This is a genomic window from Lentzea alba (genome assembly GCF_047445655.1).
Taxonomy (GTDB): Bacteria; Actinomycetota; Actinomycetes; order Mycobacteriales; family Pseudonocardiaceae; genus Lentzea; species Lentzea alba_A.
In genome coordinates this window covers 1-19324 of record NZ_JAJAEG010000009.1, presented here as the reverse complement: position 1 = coordinate 19324, position 19324 = coordinate 1, and the positions used below count along the sequence as shown (strand labels likewise).

Annotated in this window: 23 protein-coding genes and 1 pseudogene; 7 read left to right on the top strand and 17 right to left on the bottom strand. The window is 68.3% G+C overall.

All coding sequences use genetic code 11. From position 1 onward, the window contains the following. Positions 1–10: 10 nt before the first annotated feature. The 3 genes from LFM09_RS16080 to LFM09_RS16070 form a co-directional block, all read right to left on the bottom strand. Entirely contained in the window at positions 11–463 is a 453-nt protein-coding gene (locus LFM09_RS16080; RefSeq protein ID WP_414097249.1) for a prepilin peptidase, read from the bottom strand. A gap of 116 nt (positions 464–579) precedes the next feature. After that, complete coding sequence (locus LFM09_RS16075) at positions 580–1035, bottom strand: PTS glucose transporter subunit IIA (protein WP_414097248.1); 456 nt, start codon at positions 1033–1035, stop codon at positions 580–582. Beyond that, entirely contained in the window at positions 1032–1268 is a 237-nt protein-coding gene (locus tag LFM09_RS16070; protein ID WP_414097247.1) for a glucose PTS transporter subunit EIIB, read from the bottom strand. The genes LFM09_RS16075 and LFM09_RS16070 overlap by 4 nt, the downstream gene beginning before the upstream one ends. A 110-nt stretch (positions 1269–1378) precedes the next feature. Here LFM09_RS16070 and LFM09_RS16065 point away from each other — a divergent pair, with 110 nt between their 5' ends. From LFM09_RS16065 to LFM09_RS16055, 3 genes are read left to right on the top strand one after another with little or no spacing between them, the layout of a single operon-like run. Further along, entirely contained in the window at positions 1379–2134 is a 756-nt protein-coding gene (locus tag LFM09_RS16065; protein WP_414097246.1) for a GntR family transcriptional regulator, read from the top strand. Next, the gene (locus LFM09_RS16060) at positions 2131–3411 is read left to right on the top strand and encodes a PTS transporter subunit EIIC (protein WP_414097245.1); all 1281 of its coding nucleotides are present in this window, start codon (positions 2131–2133) and stop codon (positions 3409–3411) included. The genes LFM09_RS16065 and LFM09_RS16060 overlap by 4 nt, the downstream gene beginning before the upstream one ends. A 33-nt stretch (positions 3412–3444) precedes the next feature. Continuing rightward, positions 3445–3711 (top strand): HPr family phosphocarrier protein, encoded by a 267-nt coding sequence (locus LFM09_RS16055; RefSeq protein WP_414097528.1) that lies wholly within the window; start codon positions 3445–3447, stop codon positions 3709–3711. Between the two features lie 201 nt (positions 3712–3912). Here the strand turns inward: LFM09_RS16055 and LFM09_RS16050 are convergent. Then, positions 3913–4275 (bottom strand): annotated as a pseudogene (locus LFM09_RS16050) (phosphatase PAP2 family protein); the annotation flags it as partial. Between the two features lie 231 nt (positions 4276–4506). Here LFM09_RS16050 and LFM09_RS16045 point away from each other — a divergent pair. The 3 genes from LFM09_RS16045 to LFM09_RS16035 are packed head-to-tail and all read left to right on the top strand — an operon-like array spanning position 4507 to position 6907. Then, positions 4507–5181: a response regulator gene (locus LFM09_RS16045; RefSeq protein ID WP_414097244.1), complete on the top strand. Its 675-nt coding sequence runs from the start codon at positions 4507–4509 to the stop codon at positions 5179–5181. After that, entirely contained in the window at positions 5178–6521 is a 1344-nt protein-coding gene (locus LFM09_RS16040; protein WP_414097243.1) for a sensor histidine kinase, read from the top strand. The genes LFM09_RS16045 and LFM09_RS16040 overlap by 4 nt, the downstream gene beginning before the upstream one ends. Before the next feature lie 59 nt (positions 6522–6580). Beyond that, positions 6581–6907: a hypothetical protein gene (locus LFM09_RS16035; RefSeq protein WP_414097242.1), complete on the top strand. Its 327-nt coding sequence runs from the start codon at positions 6581–6583 to the stop codon at positions 6905–6907. Here LFM09_RS16035 and LFM09_RS16030 read toward each other — a convergent pair. The 8 genes from LFM09_RS16030 to LFM09_RS15995 form a co-directional block, all read right to left on the bottom strand. After that, the gene (locus tag LFM09_RS16030) at positions 6904–7422 is read right to left on the bottom strand and encodes a DUF6985 domain-containing protein (RefSeq protein ID WP_414097241.1); all 519 of its coding nucleotides are present in this window, start codon (positions 7420–7422) and stop codon (positions 6904–6906) included. The genes LFM09_RS16035 and LFM09_RS16030 overlap by 4 nt on opposite strands. A 577-nt stretch (positions 7423–7999) precedes the next feature. Continuing rightward, positions 8000–8818: a shikimate dehydrogenase gene (locus LFM09_RS16025; protein WP_414097240.1), complete on the bottom strand. Its 819-nt coding sequence runs from the start codon at positions 8816–8818 to the stop codon at positions 8000–8002. Then, complete coding sequence (gene mltG / locus LFM09_RS16020; protein ID WP_414097239.1) at positions 8818–10038, bottom strand: endolytic transglycosylase MltG; 1221 nt, start codon at positions 10036–10038, stop codon at positions 8818–8820. Before mltG ends, LFM09_RS16025 begins: the two co-directional genes overlap by 1 nt. Next, positions 10035–10541 (bottom strand): Holliday junction resolvase RuvX, encoded by a 507-nt coding sequence (gene ruvX, locus LFM09_RS16015; protein WP_414097238.1) that lies wholly within the window; start codon positions 10539–10541, stop codon positions 10035–10037. Before ruvX ends, mltG begins: the two co-directional genes overlap by 4 nt. Beyond that, positions 10510–13179, bottom strand: coding sequence for an alanine--tRNA ligase (gene alaS, locus LFM09_RS16010; RefSeq protein WP_414097237.1), 2670 nt, complete (start codon positions 13177–13179; stop codon positions 10510–10512). The genes ruvX and alaS overlap by 32 nt, the downstream gene beginning before the upstream one ends. A 69-nt stretch (positions 13180–13248) precedes the next feature. Next, positions 13249–13518 carry a hypothetical protein gene (locus LFM09_RS16005; protein ID WP_170155329.1) on the bottom strand — a complete coding sequence of 90 codons (270 nt, stop codon included), beginning with the start codon at positions 13516–13518 and terminating at the stop codon, positions 13249–13251. Beyond that, positions 13515–13919 carry a DUF948 domain-containing protein gene (locus LFM09_RS16000; protein WP_414097236.1) on the bottom strand — a complete coding sequence of 135 codons (405 nt, stop codon included), beginning with the start codon at positions 13917–13919 and terminating at the stop codon, positions 13515–13517. The genes LFM09_RS16005 and LFM09_RS16000 overlap by 4 nt, the downstream gene beginning before the upstream one ends. Before the next feature lie 91 nt (positions 13920–14010). Continuing rightward, complete coding sequence (locus LFM09_RS15995; protein WP_414097235.1) at positions 14011–14505, bottom strand: DinB family protein; 495 nt, start codon at positions 14503–14505, stop codon at positions 14011–14013. Positions 14506–14665: 160 nt separating this feature from the next. Between LFM09_RS15995 and LFM09_RS15990 the strand changes: the two genes are divergently transcribed. Then, positions 14666–15244: a GNAT family N-acetyltransferase gene (locus tag LFM09_RS15990; RefSeq protein WP_414097234.1), complete on the top strand. Its 579-nt coding sequence runs from the start codon at positions 14666–14668 to the stop codon at positions 15242–15244. Here the strand turns inward: LFM09_RS15990 and LFM09_RS15985 are convergent. The 5 genes from LFM09_RS15985 to LFM09_RS15965 form a co-directional block, all read right to left on the bottom strand. Beyond that, a complete protein-coding gene (locus tag LFM09_RS15985; protein WP_414097233.1) occupies positions 15241–15876 on the bottom strand; it encodes a maleylpyruvate isomerase N-terminal domain-containing protein in 636 nt (211 codons plus the stop codon). The genes LFM09_RS15990 and LFM09_RS15985 overlap by 4 nt on opposite strands. Positions 15877–16085: 209 nt before the next feature. Then, positions 16086–16871, bottom strand: a complete 786-nt coding sequence (locus LFM09_RS15980) for a DUF6346 domain-containing protein (protein ID WP_414097232.1) — start codon at positions 16869–16871, stop codon at positions 16086–16088. 60 nt (positions 16872–16931) lie between these two features. Next, on the bottom strand, positions 16932–17432 hold the full coding sequence (locus LFM09_RS15975; RefSeq protein WP_414097231.1) for a DUF6346 domain-containing protein: 501 nt from the start codon (positions 17430–17432) through the stop codon (positions 16932–16934). A gap of 71 nt (positions 17433–17503) precedes the next feature. After that, complete coding sequence (locus tag LFM09_RS15970; RefSeq protein WP_414097230.1) at positions 17504–17890, bottom strand: RidA family protein; 387 nt, start codon at positions 17888–17890, stop codon at positions 17504–17506. 30 nt (positions 17891–17920) lie between these two features. Beyond that, positions 17921–19270: a replication-associated recombination protein A gene (locus tag LFM09_RS15965; protein ID WP_414097229.1), complete on the bottom strand. Its 1350-nt coding sequence runs from the start codon at positions 19268–19270 to the stop codon at positions 17921–17923. Positions 19271–19324: the final 54 nt, after the last annotated feature.

Below are 19324 nucleotides of genomic sequence, written 5' to 3'. Positions count from 1 at the left end.
CACAATCCTTTCACAGCGTCGTCAACGCCCAGGTGGCGGCCAGCAGGCCCGGCCCGTGCGGCACCCGGCGCGTGCGTTTCGCGAGCGCCAGGACGAGCGTGACCGCGCTGGACAGGATCGCCGCAGGTAAGAGCAGCGGCAGCGGGAGAGGCGCGCCGAGGCCCGCGGCGAGCTTCACGTCCCCGCCGCCCATCACCGCGGGCCGCCACCTGCGCACAGCGAGATGAGCGCCACCGAAAAGGAGCGCGGAGAGGGCCGCTTCTCCCAGTCTCTGGAACTCCAGGAGCAGCAGACCGGCGGCCAGCGGGAGGGTCAGGACGTCCGGCAACCGGTGGTGCCGCAGGTCGATCGACACGAGCACGATGCCGAACCAGGCCAGCAGGTACGACGAGGGTGGTGCGTCGAGGACGGCGGCGACCGTCCACAACGAACCCAGCGCGAACGCGAGCAGGACCGTGGTCATGGCACCACGGTCCTGCTCGGTACGACTCGGGCACAAATCGCGACCGGTCGTGAACGGTCCGTTCACGCACGGCCCAACCGTGCCTCAATCCGGGCTGGGAAAACGCCCGAAAGCTCTCAGCGAGACCAGTCGAACAGGGCGTCGTTCGCCGCCACGTCCACGTCCAGCGCGAGGTCGCCGAGCACCTCGGCGGAGGCGTCCAGCGCGATGACCGGGCAGATCGGCGCGTACCCGGCCGCCTCGACCTCCGCCGGATCCCAGGTCACGATCCGCTGACCGGCCCTGACCTCCTCGCCCTTGACCACGTGCAGCTCGAAGCCCTCGCCCTTGCGCTTCACGGTGTCGATGCCCAGGTGGACCAGCACCGCGGCGCCGTCGGAAGTGGCCACCACGAACGCGTGCGGGTGCAGCGTCACGACGGTGCCGTCGACGGGCGAGACGACGTCGGCCTTCGCCCGCGAGGGCTCGACGGCGACCCCGGGGCCGACCATCGCCTGGGAGAAGACCGGGTCCGGGACAGCTGAGAGCGCGACCACACGACCGGTGACGGGGCTGCCGACGCGGAGGCTCACAGGATGTCCTCGATGTCCGACGCGATCGTGTCCGCCTCGGGGCCGACGACGACCTGAACGATGTTGCCCGCGCGCATGACTCCGTGTGCTCCCAACGCCTTCAGGGCCTTCTCGTCGACCACGGAGCCGTCTTCGAGCTCACAGCGCAGGCGCGTGATGCACGGTTCGATCTCGACGATGTTGGACGCGCCGCCCAGCGCGTCGATGATCTTCTGCGCCTTGTCGTCAGCCACGTTCGTACCTCTCGTTCCCGTAACAGCGGTTGACACCCGCTCAGTGCGCGGAGCATTCTCCCGCACCAACTGGTCTAGACCGGAAAGTACCACTGCGAGGAGGTGAGCGAATGCACGAGATCGTGGACGGACCCAAGCCCAAGCACGCGCAGCTGCGCGAGATCCTGCGCCGGCTCGCCGAACAGGACCTCGCGCCGGGCTCGCCCATCCCGTCCGAACGCGACCTCGCCGAGCGGTACGGAGTCTCCCGCATCACCGTGCGGGCGGCAGTAGGCCAACTGGTCGCTGAAGGCCTGCTCACGCGGGCCAAGGGGCGTGGCACGTTCACCGCGCGGCGCCGCTACGAGCTGCAGCTCTACCTGGCGTCGTTCACCTCGGAGATGCGGGCGCGCGGGCTCGAGCCCAGCACCGAGGTGGTCAGCTGTGAGCGGCAGGCTCCCGGATCGAAGGCCTCACTGGACCTCGACAGCGACGAGTACGCCTATCGGATCGTGCGGCTGCGTAAAGCCGACGGGGCACCGTTGGCGCTCGAACGCGGCTGGTACAGCCCGCACCTCCTGCCCGAGCTCGACCGGTGCGACCTGACCGGGTCGCTCTACGAGCTCATCGCCACGAGGTACGGGGTTCAGCTGGACCACGCACGGCAGACCGTGTGGGCCGAGACCGCCGACGCCGAGACGGCCAAGGCGCTCGAGGTCCGCAAGGGCAGCCCGCTGCTGGTGTTCCGAAGGGTCGCCAGCGCGCAGGGGCGGCCCTGTGAAGACGTCATTTCCTGGTACCGGGGCGATCTCTACCAGGTGACCATGCAACTGGACCGGACCGTCCCGGGATCCGGACCGAACTCCGCCAAGGGAGGTACCCGATGAGCGCCAACGCAGATGTGGGCGGTCGACAGATCATGGGCCTCGCCACCCTTCAGCGCTTCGGTCGCAGCCTCATGCTGCCGATCGCTGCGCTGCCGGTGGCCGGTCTGCTGCTCCGTCTCGGCCAAGCCGATCTTCTCGGCAAGGACGGACTGGGCTGGAACAAGGTCGCCGCCGTCGTCGGCGAGGGTGGCGGCGCGATCCTGGCGAACCTGCCGCTGCTCTTCGCGGTCGGTGTCGCGATCGGTTTCGCACGCAAGGGCGACGGCTCGACGGCGATGGCCGCGGTCGTCGGCTACGTCGTCATCCAGGGCGTTTTCAAGGCGATGTCGCCGATCATGTTCCCGCTGGCGGAGGGCGCAGCCCCGGCCACGCAGAAACTGATCGACTACAAGGTCCTCACCGGTATCGTCGTCGGTCTGGTCGCAGCGGTGCTGTGGCAGAAGTACCACCGCATCAAGCTTCCCCCGTACCTCGCCTTCTTCGGCGGCCGCCGGTTCGTGCCGATCATCACCGCCGGCGCGATGCTGATCATCGGTGTGCTCCTGGGCCTGATCTACCCGTGGTTCGACCAGGGCCTGACCGCCGTCGGTGAGTGGGTCACCGGCAGCACGATCCTCGGTGCCGGCATCTACGGTTTCGTCAACCGCCTGCTGATCCCGCTCGGTCTGCACCACATCGTCAACACGTTCGTGTGGCAGGTCTTCGGCGAGTTCAACGGCTTCCACGGCGACTACAACCGGTTCCTGAACAAGGACCCGTCCGCCGGTACCTTCATGGCCGGCTACTACCCGATCTTCATGTTCGCGCTGCCCGCGGCGGCGCTGGCGATCTGGCACACGGCCCGCCCGAACCAGAAGAAGATCGTCGGCGGTCTGATGGCGTCGGCCGCGCTGACCTCGTTCCTCACCGGTGTCACCGAGCCGCTCGAGTTCGCGTTCATGTTCGTCGCCTGGCCGCTGTACGTCGTGCACGCCGCCCTGACCGGTATCTCGATGGCGGTCACCAACGCGCTCGACGTGCACCACGGCTTCTCGTTCAGCGCCGGTTTCATCGACTACGTGCTGAACTGGGGCATCTCGACCAACCCGTGGCTGATCATCCCGATCGGCCTGGTCTTCGCGGTGATCTACTACTTCCTGTTCCGCTGGGTCATCACCAGGTGGAACCTGAGGACGCCGGGCCGCGACGACGACGAGTCGCCAGAGGCCGACGAGAGCGTCGTGGGCAGCAGCGGCGACACTGCTCCTCGCGAGAAGCCCTCGAAGAACGAACAGTAGTAAGCACAACCAGCTCTACCGGGAGGAACCATCATGGCCGAGCGACGGGTCACCGTGGCCAGCAAGGTCGGACTGCACGCCCGACCTGCCGCACTGCTGGCGAAGGCCGCCGCCGACCAGCCGGTGACGGTCACCATCCGCAAGGACGGCGGCGAAGCCGTTGACGCGGCGAGTGTTCTGGGTCTGATGACCCTGGGCGCCATGCACGGTGACGAGGTGGTGCTCAGCGCCGACGGGGACGGAGCGGACGACGCTCTGGCCGCCATCGCCGAACTGATCGCCACCGACCACGACGAGTGATCCAGGTCGTGAGTGGTTCTCGTCGCTCCCGGGCTGACGAGAACCACTCACGGCCCACCCGAAGTGCAGCACCACACCCGCGGTCACGACGCCGGCCAAGGTCGACGGCGTGGCCTGCGGGTAGCTCACCATCAGCCACACCCCGCCGGCCGCGAGAGCGGGCGGCACGACCAGCCCCGCGGTCCACTTCCGCAGCACCAGGAACGCGAGCGTCGAGACCAGCAGCGCCGCGCCGAGCGTGTCGCTGAACCGGTGCCAGCCCAGCGACACCGTCTCCGCCGCGACCGCACCGGCCCCGAGCGCACCGGGAACCGCGACCAACAGGGCAAACCGCTTCGGCACCGCCATGGTCACCGCGATCACCGACGCCACGGCGGCCGTCGTGTGTCCACTCGGGAAGCTGTTGTGCACCAGCACGGCGTCTTCGTCCAACTCGGGCCGCACCAGCACGTAGAGCTTCAGCACCTGTGCCAGCAGCACGGAACCGCCGAGCACGAGCAGCGGCGGGAACGACTTCTTGCGCGCGAAGAGGACGACCAGGATCGCGGCGATGATGATCACCATGTCCACGTTGGACGCCCACGACCGTTGAAGTGACAGCTCAGGCAACGCGGCGTTCTCCGCCTTCTGCCCGAACGACGTCCACACCAGCGCGAAGTACGTGAAGAGAAATCCCAGCAAGCTTCCGGCCATGCGTTCGAGACTCCGCGCGCCGCTCTATGAGAACGTCCACGCCATGTCATGGTTCCGCTACAGAACCAGCACAGCGGCCGTCACCCGCAGATAATGGATCTCGTGGCGATGGTCTTGCTGGTCGAGGACGACCCCGCGGTGCGTGAAGGACTCGGATTGGCGCTGCGCCGCCAGGGACATGACGTCCGAGCTGCGGGAACCGGTGAGGAAGGCGTCGAAAGACTGCGCGAGACCCGGCCCGACATCGTCGTTCTCGACATCATGCTGCCCGGCATCGACGGCTTCGAGACGTGCCGCCGCATGCGCACGCACGCCGAGGTCCCGATCATCATGCTGACCGCGCGCGGTGACGACTTCGACGTCGTCGCAGGCCTGGAGGCGGGCGCCGACGACTACGTGGTGAAGCCCGTCGAACCACGGGTGCTGGAGGCCAGGATCCGCGCGGTGCTGCGCCGGACCGTCTCCGAACCGTCCAACGTGGAGCGCCACGGCTCGCTGGTGATCGACCGCGCCGGCCTGCAGGTGCTGAAGAACGACGAGAAGGTCGCACTCACCCCGACCGAGCTGAAGCTGCTGCTGGAACTGTCCCGCACGCCCGGCCGGGTGCTGACCCGCCAGCAGATCCTCGAAGCCGTCTGGGAACACGACTACCTTGGCGACTCGCGCCTGGTCGACGCGTGCGTCCAACGCCTGCGCGCGAAGATCGAGGACGTGCCCTCCGACCCCGGCTACATCCACACCGTGCGCGGCTTCGGCTACCGCTTCGGCCCACGATGAGGTCGCTGTTCCTGGGCCTCCGGCCCCGCCTGATGGCCGCGTTCACCCTGCTGACACTGCTGGGCGCGGTAGCGGCGGCAGGGGCCTCCTACGCGACCGCCCGCAACCTGCTGCTGGAGGACGCCCAGAACGGCTTCATGAACCCGCTGGTCGAGGACGTCCGCAACTACGCATCCCGCCTGACCGTGCCACCCACCCAACAGGACCTCGACGAGTTCGCTTCGTTCCTGCGCGGCACCGCGGTCGTGGCGTTCGAGAACCTCCGTTCGCGCGGCCCGGACATGTCGATCGTGCCCGCGGAGATGCGGGAGGCGTTGAAGACCAGCAAGACCGTGATCTGGCAACGCCGCACCGACCGCACCGACCCGTACGTGGTCATCGGCATCCCGCTGCTGCGCCCGGACGGAAGTGCCACCGGCGTGGAGGTGTGGGCGTGGACCTCCCTGTCCGGCCCGCAACGCGCCATCGACAGCTTCGCCGTGGCCGCCTGGGTCGGCGTGAGCCTGGTGTTGCCGCTGGCCCTCGGCCTCGCGCTCTTCACCGCCCGAGGCGTCCTGCGCCCGGTCCGCCGCCTGGGCGCCGCAGCCCGCGCCCTGGGCTCCGGCCGCCTGGACACCCGCGTCGACGAACGAGGCGCCGACGAACTCTCCGAGCTGGCCCGCACGTTCAACCAGGCCGCCTCACAACTGGAAGCCACCCAGGCCGCGTCCCGCCGCTTCGTGGCCGACGTGTCCCACGAACTCCGCACCCCGCTGACCGCGATGAACGCCGTCACCGCGGTGCTGGACGAGGACGCCGCCACGCTCCCGCCGGACACCGCTCTCGCCGCCCGTCTGGTGTCCAGCGAGACCCGCAAACTGACCCGCCTGGTCAACGACCTGATGGAGATCTCCCGCTTCGACGAGGGCGGCAACGTCCTGGAGCTCGACGAGTGGGACATCGGCACCGCGGTCCGCGACTCCCTGGCCTCCCGCGGCTGGTCCTCTTCGGTCTCCGCAGACCTGCCGGAGGGCGTGACGGGCAGAGTCGACCGCCGCCGCCTGGACGTGATCGTCGCCAACCTCGTCGGCAACGCCCTGAAACACGGCGGCGCACCCGTTCGCGTGGCTGTCCGGCCCGGCGTGATCGAGGTGTCCGACAACGGCCCCGGCATCCCACCCGATGCCCTCCCCCACATCTTCGACCGTTTCTACAAGGCAGACACGGCCCGCTCCCGTTCCGAGGGCAGCGGGCTGGGATTGGCGATCGCATGGGAGAACGCACGCCTGCACGGCGGCACCATCGCAGCGGCCAACGCGCCCTCAGGCGGAGCGGTCTTCACCTTGCGCTTGCCCTGGTAACCCTCACCGCGTGCGGAATCCGCCCCACCCCGGTCCTGACCGGCGGCGGCGCCCCGACCGTGTCCGTGCAGGACCTGACCGTCTACATGATCAGCCCCAAGGGCAACGAGTTGGTGCGCCGAACCCGCTCCCACACCGGCAACGTCGACTCCACGACCGCAATCAACCTGCTGGTCGCGGGGCTGACCGAGGAGGAGAAGAAGCTCGGCCTGGTGACCGAGGTTCCGCACTCCACCTCGCCGATCTACGCCGTTTCCAACGGGATCCTGCTACCCGAGGACATGCTTCCGCTTTCGAAGCTCGCCCAGTTCCAGCTGTACTGCACGGCGATCGCCAGTCGGACGCAGGTGGAGGGGGTGCCGGAGACGGGCATCAAGTGCCCTTAGCGGACGTAGATGGTGTCGTTGAGGTCATCCCGCGCGTACGCCGACGCATTGGTCAGATGACCGTCGAACGGGCCGACCTTGGTAACGCGCGCGCCGTCACGGAACACGAGCTGCAAACCGTGCTCCGGTTCCCACGCGCAATCACACGCCACGGACACGTAGACAGGTCCACCTTCGCCGTCGCGTTGGACACTGGCCTCTTCCCGGTCGAACTTCACGTGATCCCAGACCTCGTCCGGGTCTGCGATAAGAGGGAATCCGTCCTCGTCCCCGACCTCGTCCGCAACGTCCCGGTAGTAGGCGAAGACCGCCGGTCCCGCTTCCTCCAGCACGGCCCGGTCGAGCGAGAGGAAGGTCCGGATCGCCGCGTGGAAGTCCTCCGGCGCCGGATCGCTTTCGTACTCGTCCACACGGAACGGCATGGCCACGTTGCCGAACAACGGCACTGGAACCGGCGCGCTGACCAAGCCGTCGTACTCGTCTTCGACCACGGCCCCAAGCAACGGAATCTCCACCCGACCATCCTGCAGGGCAATGGCGAAGCCGGGCCACCCTTCCGCAACGGGCGTTGCGAGGCGAGCCCGTAAAAGGCCTGCTGCCTGCATGGGTAGCGGTGATGGTGACGTGTCGTGTCAACGCGCCCATGCACGCTGGCGATTGCGGCTTGTCTTTGGGTTCGAGGCGCTACCGTGTCGGATCGGCCGGACGCTTTATCAGTCCGGCCTAATAAAGCCGACCAGCGCCTCGTAAGGGCCCCGAAGTCGCAAGGCGACCGCCCGCACGCAAGCGACCCCTCCGCTGGAACGCGACGGCCCGCCCGCAACGGGACCACCCCAAACTTTGAAAGGCGGGACGCACCAGCGGCGGCGGTGCGAGCCGGAGCAACCCACGCGCCCGTGCGGAGCCCCCGGCGGGCACCCGTGCGTCCCGCCCACCGGCACCCCTCGAGGCAAGGGCACCGGCATGCGATGACTCCGAGCGATCGGCAGTCGTCCGGAGCCAAACGAGTCATGCGAAGGCAACCACACAACCCGAACACGCCGGTATTCCAAGACCGCAGATGTGGCCGAAAGTTACAGGAAGCCCAGAAACCTAGGCACGAGCGGCAAGTTCAGCAGCCAGGGCCGACCGCATGACCTCCTGCGGAGCAGGCAGCCCGGCGAACTGCTCCACCTGCCCAAAAGCCTGGTGCAACAACATGTCCAGCCCGGTGGCCAGCCGCGTCCCGGCCTTCTCCACCGCCAGAGCGACCGGCGTGGGCCACGGGTGGTAGATCACGTCGAGCACATAAGGCGCCAAAGCCAAGTCAGAAGCCAACGACTCCGTGGCCTCAGCCGGCACCGTAGAGACCAGAACATCCGAAGCGGCAGCCAAAGCACCAAGGTCCACAGAGGACAAGGACAGCACCTCGACCGCAACCCCGACCCGAGCAGCAGTGGCAACAGCCTCGGCAGCACGAGAAGTATCCCGCACCACAAGGGAAACCGACGACACACCAAGCGCGGCGAACCCGGCCAGCACAGCCGTGGCCGTCCCACCAGCACCGATCACAACCCCGCGGGACCCGGACGAGAAACCCTTCTCCCGCAACGCCCCCACGACACCGTCCACATCGGTGCAGTCCGCGTGCCATCCGGAATCGGTGCGCACCAACGTGTTCGCCGCACCAACAGCCGCAGCCCGTGAAGTCACCGAGGAAGCGAAGGCCAGCGCGGCACGCTTCGTGGGCATCGTGCAAGACAGCCCAACCCACTCAGGCCCCAACCCCGAAACCAAGGCGGGGACCTGCGACTCCACGCACTTCAGCCGGGTGTACTCCCAGTCCAGCCCGAGCGCACCATAAGCGGCGTTGTGCAGGACCGGGGACAGCGAGTGGGTGATCGGCGAACCGATCACCGCCGCCTTGCGCACTAGTAGATGCCCTCTCGTTGGGCCTTCTGGTCGTTCGCGTTGTGCTCGTCGAAGGTCTTGGCGAAGCACGAGGTGCCGTCGGCCTGGCACTTCACGAAGTACATGATGTCGCCGCCCTCGGGCTTGATCGCGGCCGCGATCGCCTGCTGGGAGGGCGAGCCGATCGGGGTCGGCGGGAGGCCGAAGCTGCGGTAGGTGTTGTACGGGCTCTGGCGGGCACGGTCCGCGTCCGAGGTGCGGATGTGCGGCTGGCCGAGCAGGTAGTTCACCGTCGAGTCGAACTGGAGCTGCATGGGCTCCTTCAGGCGGTTGTAGATCACCTGGGAGACCTTGGAGAAGTCCTTCTCGATGGCTTCCTTCTCGACGAGCGAGGCCATCACGAGCACCTCGTACGGGCGGAAGCCGGTGTTCATGGTGCCGTTCGGGATGCCGAAGCCCTGGAGCTTGGTCGCCGACGAGACGATGACGCTGCGGATCAGCTCCACCGCCGAGACGCCCGGCTTGACCTGGTAGACGCCTCGCATGATCAGGCCTTCGAGGCGGTACTGGGGTTCTGCGCGCTTCACGTCCGCGAGCGCCCACTCCGGGACGCCGAGGGCTACCGGGTCGGTCTGCTCAGCGGCGGCCTTGATCTCGTCGGGGGTCAGGCACTTCTTGGCGCCGTCCTTCTCCGTGCAACTCGCGTCGGAGAGCAGGGAGTAGATGCCCTTGACGGTCTTGTCGCCGACCTTGATGTCGGTGAGCTTGAGGCCGCCGACGATCTGCACGGCCGGCACGCGGGTCTTCGGGTCGACCATGCGGGCCACGGCCTGCTGGCCGGACATCTTCGTCTTCATCAGGTAGAAGCCGGGCTGGATCGACGTCACGCGCCCGTCGGTCTTGCTGGCCTCGGTGAAGGCGCGGGCGGAGGCGATGACGCCGTTGTCGTAGAGGGTCGACGCGATCTTGCTGACCACGTCGCCGTCCTGGACCTCGACGATGGCGTCGGCCTCGCCGCTGCCGGCGTAGTCGTCGTACGAACCGATGCCGCGCAGCTCGAGGTAGCCCCAGTAGGCGCCGCCCATGCCGGCGGAGAGCACCAGCGCGACGACGAGCCAGAGGATCGTCTTCTTGCGCTTCTTCGCCTTGGCGCGGGCGGTGTCGCGTTCGCGGTCACGCTTGACCGGGCGACGCCGTTCTTCCACGTCGGGGTCGGTGAACAACCCGATGTCGTCGCTCACACCTCGTCCTTTCGGGCGGCCACAAAGCGTGCCCGTGCGTCCAGCCAAGACTGCAGGATCTCGACAGCGGCAGCCTGGTCGACCACGGCACGCTGCTTCTTGCCCTTCACACCGCGCTGTGCCAGCACCCGGCTCACCACGACCGTCGTCAGTCGTTCGTCGCTGAGCCGCACCGGCACCGGGGCGACGCGGTCGGCCAAGGCCGCAGCGTACGCGGTGGCCGATTCCGCTGCCGGGCCGTGCCGACCCGCCAGTGTCTTGGGCAGACCGACCACGACCTCGACGACGTCATGCTCGGCCACGAGACGTACGAGCTCGGTGAGGTCCGAGCCGCGCTTCTCGTCTCGCTGGAGGGTAACCAGCGGAGTTGCCAAAAACGCCCCTGGATCGCTGAGAGAAATTCCCACTCGAACCGATCCGACGTCGACGCCGAGCCTCCGTCCGAGGCCCGGATCGTCGACACCAGCAACATCAGCGCTGCTCAAGCACCTTGTCCAGTTCATTGGTGAGGGCCGTGATGGCCTCGGGAACGCCGGCCGGGTTCGTGCCGCCGCCCTGGGCCAGGTCCGGCTTGCCGCCACCGCGGGCGGCGATGGCCGGGCCGAACACCGGGACCAGCTTGCCGGCGGCCAGGCCCAGGTCACGGGCGGCAGCCGTGGTGGCGACCACGAAGCTGACCTTGTCGCCGTCGACCGAGAACAGGGCCACCACACCGGGCTTGTTGCCCAGGCGGTTGCGGACCTCGCCACCCAGCGTGCGCAGGTCGTTGCCCGACACGCCCTCCAGACCGAGGGCCACCAGCGACAGGCCGCGGATGTCCAGGGCCTTCTCGGCGAGCGATCCGGCGTTGCCCAGCAGCTGGGCGGCGCGGACCTTCTCCAGCTCCTTCTCGGCGGTCTTCAGGCGCTCGACCAGCGACTCGATCCGCTCGGGCAGGCCATCGGAACCGACCTTCAGCATGTCCGAGAGGTTCTGCACGATGGCGCGTTCCTTGGCCAGGAACCGCATGGCCTCGATGCCGACGTAGGCCTCCAGGCGACGCACACCCGAACCGACCGAAGATTCACCCAGCAGGGTGATCGGGCCGATCTGGGACGAGTGCTCGACGTGCGTGCCACCGCAGAGCTCACGCGACCACGGGCCACCGATCTCGATGACGCGCACGGTCTCGTCGTAGGTCTCGCCGAACAGGGCGACGGCGCCCATGTCCTGAGCACCCTGCATGTCCGTGTAGACGATGCTGACCGGCAGGTCCTTGCGCACGGCGAGGTTCGAGACCTCTTCGATCTCGCTCTTGGCCTCGTCCGACAGACCACCGGTCCAGGCGAAGTCGAGCCGCAGGTAGCCGGGCTTGTTGTACGAACCGCTCTGCAGGGCCGACGGGCCGAGCACCTGGCGCAGGGCGGCGTGCACGACGTGCGTGCCCGAGTGGCCCTGGCGGGCGCCGACGCGCCACTCCGGGTCGACGCGGGCCTCGACGTGCTCGCCTTCGCTGATCTCACCGGACTTCACGCGCACCTGGTGCACCCACAGCTTGCGGGCGACCTTCTGCACGTCGAGCACTTCCAGCTCGGCGTTGCCGGTGACGATCGAGCCGGCGTCGGACTCCTGGCCACCGGACTCGGCGTAGAGCGGCGTGCGGTCGAGGACGACCTCGACGATGTCGCCTTCCTTGGCCGACTTGATCCGCTGACCGTTCAACACGATGCCGCGCAACGTGGCCTCGGAGGCCAGCTCGGAGTAGCCCGTGAACTCGGTCGGACCCTGCTCCAGCAGCTCGCGGTACACCGTCTGGTCGCCGTGGCCGGTCTTCTTGCCGGCGGCGTCGGCCTTGGCTCGGGCGCGCTGCTCGGCCATCAGCTTGCGGAAGCCGTCCTCGTCGACCGTCAGGCCGGCCTCGGAGGCCATCTCCAACGTGAGGTCGATCGGGAAGCCGTACGTGTCGTGCAGCTGGAAGGCCTTGTCGCCGGGCAGCGTGGCGCGGCCGTCGGCCTTCACGTCGGCGGCGGCGTTCTCGAAGATCCGCGAACCGGCGTCGAGCGTGCGGAGGAACGTGTCCTCCTCGGCCTTGAGCACCTGCTGGATGCGGGCGAAACCGCTGACCAGCTCGGGATAGGCCGGGCCCATCGAGTCGCGCACGACCTCGGCGTACTGCTGCAGCACCGGCTCGGTCACGCCCAGCAGGCGCGACGAGCGGATGATGCGGCGCAGCAGGCGGCGCAGCACGTAACCACGAGCCTCGTTGCCCGGAGTGACACCATCGCCGACCAGCAGCACACCGCTCCGGGCGTGGTCGGCGATGACTCGGAACCGGACGTCGTCCACCTCGCTGGCGCCGTACTTGCGGCCGGACAGCTCCTCGGCCTTGTTGATGACGGCGCGGACCAGGTCTGTCTCGTAGACGTTGTCGACGCCCTGCAGCAGGTAGGCGACGCGCTCGACGCCCATGCCGGTGTCGATGTTCTTGGCCGGCAGCTCGCCGAGGATCGGGTAGCCCTTCTTGGCGCCACCCTCACCGCGGATGTTCTGCATGAAGACGAGGTTCCAGATCTCCAGGTACCTGTCCTCATCGACGACCGGGCCGCCCTCCTTGCCGTACTCGGGGCCGCGGTCGTAGTAGATCTCCGAGCACGGGCCGCACGGGCCGGGCACGCCCATCGACCAGAAGTTGTCCTCCATGTCGCGGCGCTGGATGCGCTCCAGCGGCAGACCGGCGACCTTCTGCCAGATCTCGATGGCCTCGTCGTCGTCCAGGTAGACCGTCACCCAGATGCGCTCGGGGTCGAAGCCGTAGCCGCCCTCGTCCTGGGACTTGGTGACGAGCTCCCAGGCCAGACGGATGGCGTCTTCCTTGAAGTAGTCGCCGAGCGAGAAGTTGCCGGCCATCTGGAAGAACGTGAGGTGGCGCGTCGTCTTGCCGACCTCGTCGATGTCCGGGGTGCGCACGCACTTCTGGATGCTCGTCATCCGCGGGGCGGGCGGCGGGGCCTCGCCGAGGAAGTACGGCTTGAACGGCACCATGCCGGCGTTGACGAACAGCAGGTTGGGGTCGTCGAGCAGCAGCGAGGCGCTGGGGATGTACTTGTGCCCGGCGTTCTCGAAGTGCTCGCGGAAACGCTTGATGATCTCGTGGGTCTGCACGGGAATGTCCTTGCTATTTCAGGAAGTTGTCAGGGCCCGCCCAAAAGGGCATGTCGCAGCGGCGAACGACTAGTGCTTGCCGTTCGCCCTGGGCGCTCGACGCCCCGGCGTGAATCCCGTCTGACGTTCCACGGTCTCCTGCAACTCCTGTTCCCGTTCGGCCATTCCCGCCCGCACCTCGGCCCCGAAGGAACCGATGGCGCCGGCGAGCTCACGCAGGCCTTCACCCACGTTAGCGCCGATACCTGCGGGAGTCGCCTGCTTGGTGACCTCGGAGGCCTTCTTCGCGACGAAGAGGCCTGCGGCGGCACCCAGTCCGAACCAGAAGAGGCGGCTCATTTCGCACCTCGCCTCGGGCGGCGCTTGGCGTGCTTGTTCGGCTGCTCCGCGGCCTTGCGGCGGGCCTTCACGGCCTTGCTCACGCCGTAGGAGAGCGCCGCGGCCTTGACCAGCGGCCCGCCCAGCGTGGCGGTGAACAGGCTGGTGAGCGCCGAGACGTTGCCGGTGACGGCGCGCGCGTTGGCCGTGATCCCGTCGACTCGTTCGAGCTGGGTGTTCACGTGCGTCAGCGTCGTGTTGGCCTCGGAGAACAACGGGTCGGTGTTCTCGTGCGCCTTGCGCATCGCGATCGTGGCCTCGTCGAAGAACCGCGCTGCCTTGACCGCCACGATCGCCAGCACGATGACGAGCAGCACGAACGCACCGGCGGCGACCAGCGCTGCGATCTGCCCTGGCGACACGGATCCTCCTGGTGACCGGCATGTGGCTTGGTTGCCGGTGAGATTACCGGGTGGGTCCGACACTCAAATGAGCGGCACCTTCAGTTGATCTTCAACGCCCGGTGATGCCGTCGATCTGCTCCCGGAGGATGTCCGCGTGGCCCGCGTGCCGGGCGGTCTCGGTGGTCATGTGGGCGAGGATCCAGCGCAACGACATCGTGTGGCCGTCGATCGGGATCGTCATGAGCGCCTCGGGATCACCGGCGGTCTCGATGGCCCGGTCGCTGTCCGCGATCGCCGCGCGGTAGGCCTCGACGACCTGGTCCGCGCTCAGCTCCTCGGGCACCGCCATGTCGAGTTCGTCCTCTTCGGACCAGTCGTTGCCGCCGAGGTGGTGGTCGAACCAGAGGCGCTCGGCCTCGGTGAGGTGCTGGATCAGCCCCAGCAACGACGTGCCGCTCACGACCATCGGCTTGCGGAGCTGCTCCTCGGTCAGCCCCTCGGCTTTCTTGAGCACGCAGTGGCGCTGGAACTTGAGGAACGCGTGCGCGACGTCCAGCTCACCCGTGTCGACGCGGGGCACCGGCTCGCGCTGGGTCTGCAACATGATCCGACCGTACCGACGAACTCCAGCGAGTTCCGGCAACGCAAATGAAACGGACCACTCATTGACTCCGCGCGGTCACCGCCTGTGAAATACCCGTCACAGAGGGCTTGACACCGGCAGCCCCGCAGTTGAGGTTAGGTCACCCTGAGTTGGAGGTCCTGTGAAGCCGGTGTCGCACCTGGACTCCTACCGGAAGCAGGTCACGGCAGGTGCCCCGCCGATCCCGGAGATGGGTCACCCGTGGCAGGCCCGCGTCGCCCGCTCAGACGGCTACGACCTGCACCTCGTCCACCGCTGGAACCAGGCCCCGCACGTGGCGGCGTTCCGGCAGCAGGCGTGGACGCTGCCGCGCTGGGAGTCACGGCTGCAGGAGCAGCTCTCCGGCGACGACGTGCGACCGTTGCTGATCAGCTGGCACGGCCGGCCGGTGATCTACACCGAGGTCTACCGCGCGGCCCGCAGCGCCATCGCCCGCTGCTACCCGGCGCGCCCGCACGACCTCGGGCTGCACGTGGCGGTCGGCGAGCTCGCGATGACCGACCGCGGGCTGGTGCGGTCGCTGCTGCCCCGGCTCACCGACGCGTTGTTCGAGGCCGACCCGCACTGCACCCGGATCGTGCTGGAGCCGGACGTGCGCAACACGCGCGCCATCAGGTCGTTCGAGGCCGGCGGGTTCGTCATCACAGACGAGATCATGCTGCCGAACAAGGTCGCACTGCTGATGGTCTGCAAGCGCTAGAACGCCGTGATGTCTCGCGGTGCGCGTTCCTTGCGGCTGAGCGCGCGCACCACGTCGATGGCGCTGTGCTTGTTGAGCGCCATGCGGGTCAGCAGGTCGATCACGGTCTCGTTGACGTGCCGCGGGAACTCCGGGGTGTCGACGCCCACGCTCACCGCGAGGTCGTCGGAGTGCACGACGAACTCCATCAGCCGGCTGACCAGGTACTCGTCCAGCGGCACCGCCCACGGGCCCCAGTGCGGCATCCGGACGCCCCTGTTCTCCTGGCCCGGCAGCAACTTCTCCAGTTCGGCGATGGTCTGCTCGAACCGGTCGCAGAGCACGTCCTGGCCTTCTGCCGCGAGCTTCTCACCGCCCGCGCGGATGCGGGTGTGGAACTCCGAGTCGACGTCGAGGTCCGTCCACTTCGCGCGGTCGTAGTGCTCCATCAGCGAGACGACCGGCTCGTCACCCACGGGTGCCTCGATCATCGCGGGCAGCGGCAGGGCCTGGTAGCCGATGTGGCCGACGAGCCCGCTGACGCCGAACTCCTTGAGCGCGCTCGGCTCGTCCCAGTTCTGCGCGACCCCTGGGTGGCGCATGAGTTCGAGCGCGATGCGGGCGGTGGTCAGAAAGTCGTCCCTGATCGTCACTTCACCGAAGTTACTTGATGGCGGTCGCCGCCGAACGCGATCAATACCGCTTCGATGCGCGCCGCCTGCGAGGATGCGAAACGGCCGAGCCGCACTCCTTCGCCGGTGCGCGGCTGGACGTGCAGGGGTGTTGCGGACGAGCCGGACGTCGGCGATGTCGTGCCAGTCGAACTCGTTGCCCTACCACCGCACGCCACCTTCGCCGACGGTCAGCACCGGGCAGGCGTTCCAGCTGGTGGTCGCCGACGGGGTGCGCCGCTCGTCGATTGCGGCGCCTGATCGTCGCCATCTCGCTTGTCGCGATAACGGTTGCGCGCGAACAGCTCCAGCGCCTGATGCACGACCTCGACCCGTTCCCCGGTGAACGGCCCGATCGTCACCCAGTCACCGACGAGCGGCCGCACGTGCAGGGTGCCGCCGACCAGTCGCACCTCGCGGATCTCCCGCCACCGCAGGAAGTGGCCGATCCAAGTGATGCCTTCGCGGGACAGCGTCACCGGGCGCCACCAGTCGAACCCCAGCGGCCTGCCGAGCCGGACCTGCCTGCGGCGGCCGGCCTTCTCCGGCGAGTCGGGCTCGTGCCGGTCGGTCCACTTCATCGCGCGCCCGATCAACCAGATCCACGCGGCGGCGAACGGAAGCGCCAGGAAGGACCAGCCCTCGAGCGGCTGCTCGGCGGACCGGTAGACGCTGCTCGACTTCGTGGACTTCGACGTGTAGACCGGCACCTTCCTGCCGATGTCCGCGGGCGTCAGGAAGCTGTCCTCGAACTCCCGGCCGCGCTCGTCACGTCCCGTGCACTCCCACCAGTACCCGAACCCCCGCACGGTCATCGGTCCGCGCTCCTCACAGCTTTCGGCGACGTAGTACCTGTCACGGACGGGTTTGTCGGGCCCGTACTGGTCGCCGAAGTGGTTCCAGATCGTGGCGAGGAGCAGCCAGCCGAGCACCGGGAGGCCGATCGCGGTGAACAACACGCGAGCGTTCTGAAGCATGCGCGCTACTGAAGCAGCCCGGTGATCTTTCCGGCGGATTTCCCGGTCAACCGTTCCACATCACGGGTCCGGGAACTGCTTCCCGGCGTGCTCCGCGATGTCCTGCGGCGACGAGGAAAGCTTCGGCATGCGCTTGCGGCTCAACGCCCACAGCATCGTCGCAATCAGCAGCACCCAGCCGATGACGGTCCCGGCGAGGGCGAGGCCGGCGAGGTTGGGACGCCGCGGATGCTCGGCGACCAGCCGGGTCCCCTTGTGCGTGGTGCCGACCTCGACCGGCACACCGATGAGAGACGGGTTCAGGAACCCGCGCGCCTCCATCGTGCGCGGCGGGCCCGAGTTCGCCGACACCTCGGCCTGGCAGACGTACCAGGTCTTGAACCCACCGGTCAGCGTGATCGGCTCCTGCGCGGTGCAGGACGTGGCGACGGCGACAAGTGGCGCGGTGCGCGTGTCACGCCCCTCGACCTGATCGCCGAGGTGCGTGTAGACGGTCGCCGACACCAGATAGCCGAGTGGCGGCATGACGAAGAAGACGAACAGGAATCCGAGGAACTTCATCCGCCCTGCCTCTGACGACGGTAGCCCTCGGTACGCGAGTGCTCACTCAACGCAACCGTACGCCGTGCGGCTCACCCGGCGGCGACTACCTCGATCTCCACCAGCCAGTCGCTGACGAGCGTGGTCGCGACGATCGCGGTCGTCGGCACCGCACGGCCTTCGAGTGCGCGCACGCGTGCGGCGGCGTTGGCCTCGGCGTAAGACGCGTCCCGCAGATAACTGGTGAGGCGCACGATGTTGGCCACGGTCATGCCCGCCGACGCCAGGATCGTGCGGATGTTGTTCCAGATCAGGTCGAGCTGCTCGGCGAGGTCGGCGCCGGGCTTGCCGGAGGCGTCGAGGCCCATGGTGCCGGCGACGAACAGCATGCGTTCGGCACCGCGGACTTCCATGGCGTGCACGTAGTCGTCGGTGGCCGGGTAGACGCCGTGAGCGGGGTTGTGCGGCACGAGTTCCATGCGCCGATCATCCGCAGGACCACCAGCGAATTACTCGCCCCGGATCACCCGGCGCAGCTTCGGCACCCGGTCGGCCAACGCCCGCTCGCCGCCGCGACCGGTCGGCTCGTAGTAGTCACGGCCCACCAGGTCGTCGGGTGCGTACTGCTGCGTCAGCACACCCTCGGGCACGTCGTGCGGGTACCGATATCCCTGCGCGTTGCCCAACTTCGCGGCACCCGCGTAGTGCCCGTCGCGCAGATGCGCCGGCACAGCACCGATAGCGCCCTTCCGGACGTCCGCGATGGCCGCACCGATGGCGGTGGTCACCGCGTTCGACTTCGGCGCGGTCGCCAAATGAATCGTCGCCTGCGCCAGGTTCAAGGTGCACTCCGGCAGGCCGATCAGCTGCACGGCCTGAGCGGCGGCGACGCAGGTCGGCAGCGCGGTCGGGTCGGCCATGCCCACGTCCTCGCTGGCGTGGATCACCAGGCGGCGCGCGATGAAGCGCGGGTCCTCGCCCGCCTCGATCATGCGGGCCAGGTAGTGCAGGGCGGCGTCGACGTCCGAGCCGCGGATCGACTTGATGAACGCCGACGTCACGTCGTAGTGCTGGTCGCCGTCGCGGTCGTAGCGCACGGCCGCCTTGTCCACAGTGGACTCGAGCAGCGAAAGGGTGATCACGCCGTTGTTCGAGGCCACCGCCGAGTCCGCGGCCGCTTCGAGGGCGGTCAGCGAACGGCGTGCGTCGCCGCCCGCCAGGCGCACGAGGTGGTCCTCGGCGTCCCGCTCCACGACGACGGAACCGCCGAGACCGCGGGAGTCGGACACCGCGCGGCGGATGACCGCGCGGACGCCGTCGTCGGTCAGAGACTTGAGCTGCAGCACGAGAGAGCGCGACAGCAGAGGCGACACGACCGAGAAGAACGGGTTCTCCGTGGTGGCCGCGACCAGCAGCACGATCCGGTCCTCGACAGCGCCCAGCAGAGCGTCCTGCTGGGTCTTGGAGAACCGGTGCACCTCGTCGATGAACAGCACGGTCGACTCACCGGAGCGCACCAGCCGCCGGCGTGCCTCGTCGATGACCGAACGGACCTCCTTGACGCCCGCGGACAGCGCCGACAAAGCCACAAAGCGGCGGCCGGTGGCCTTGGAGACCAGGGTGGCGAGGGTGGTCTTGCCGGTGCCGGGAGGGCCGTAGAGCATCACGGACGCCGGCGTGGCGCCCTCCACCAGGCGGCGCAGCGGGGCGCCGGGGCCCAGCAGGTGGTCCTGGCCGACGACCTCGTCCAGCGAGGCCGGGCGCATCCGCACGGCCAGCGGGGCGTTGGCCGCGATGCGCTCGGCCTTCTCCTCGTCGGTTGCGCCGAAGAGGCCCTCGTCGAACAGACCTTCGCTCATGCGTTCGAGCCTAGCCTCGGGATTTCGTGTGATCTGAGGTGACACGCCCCTGAA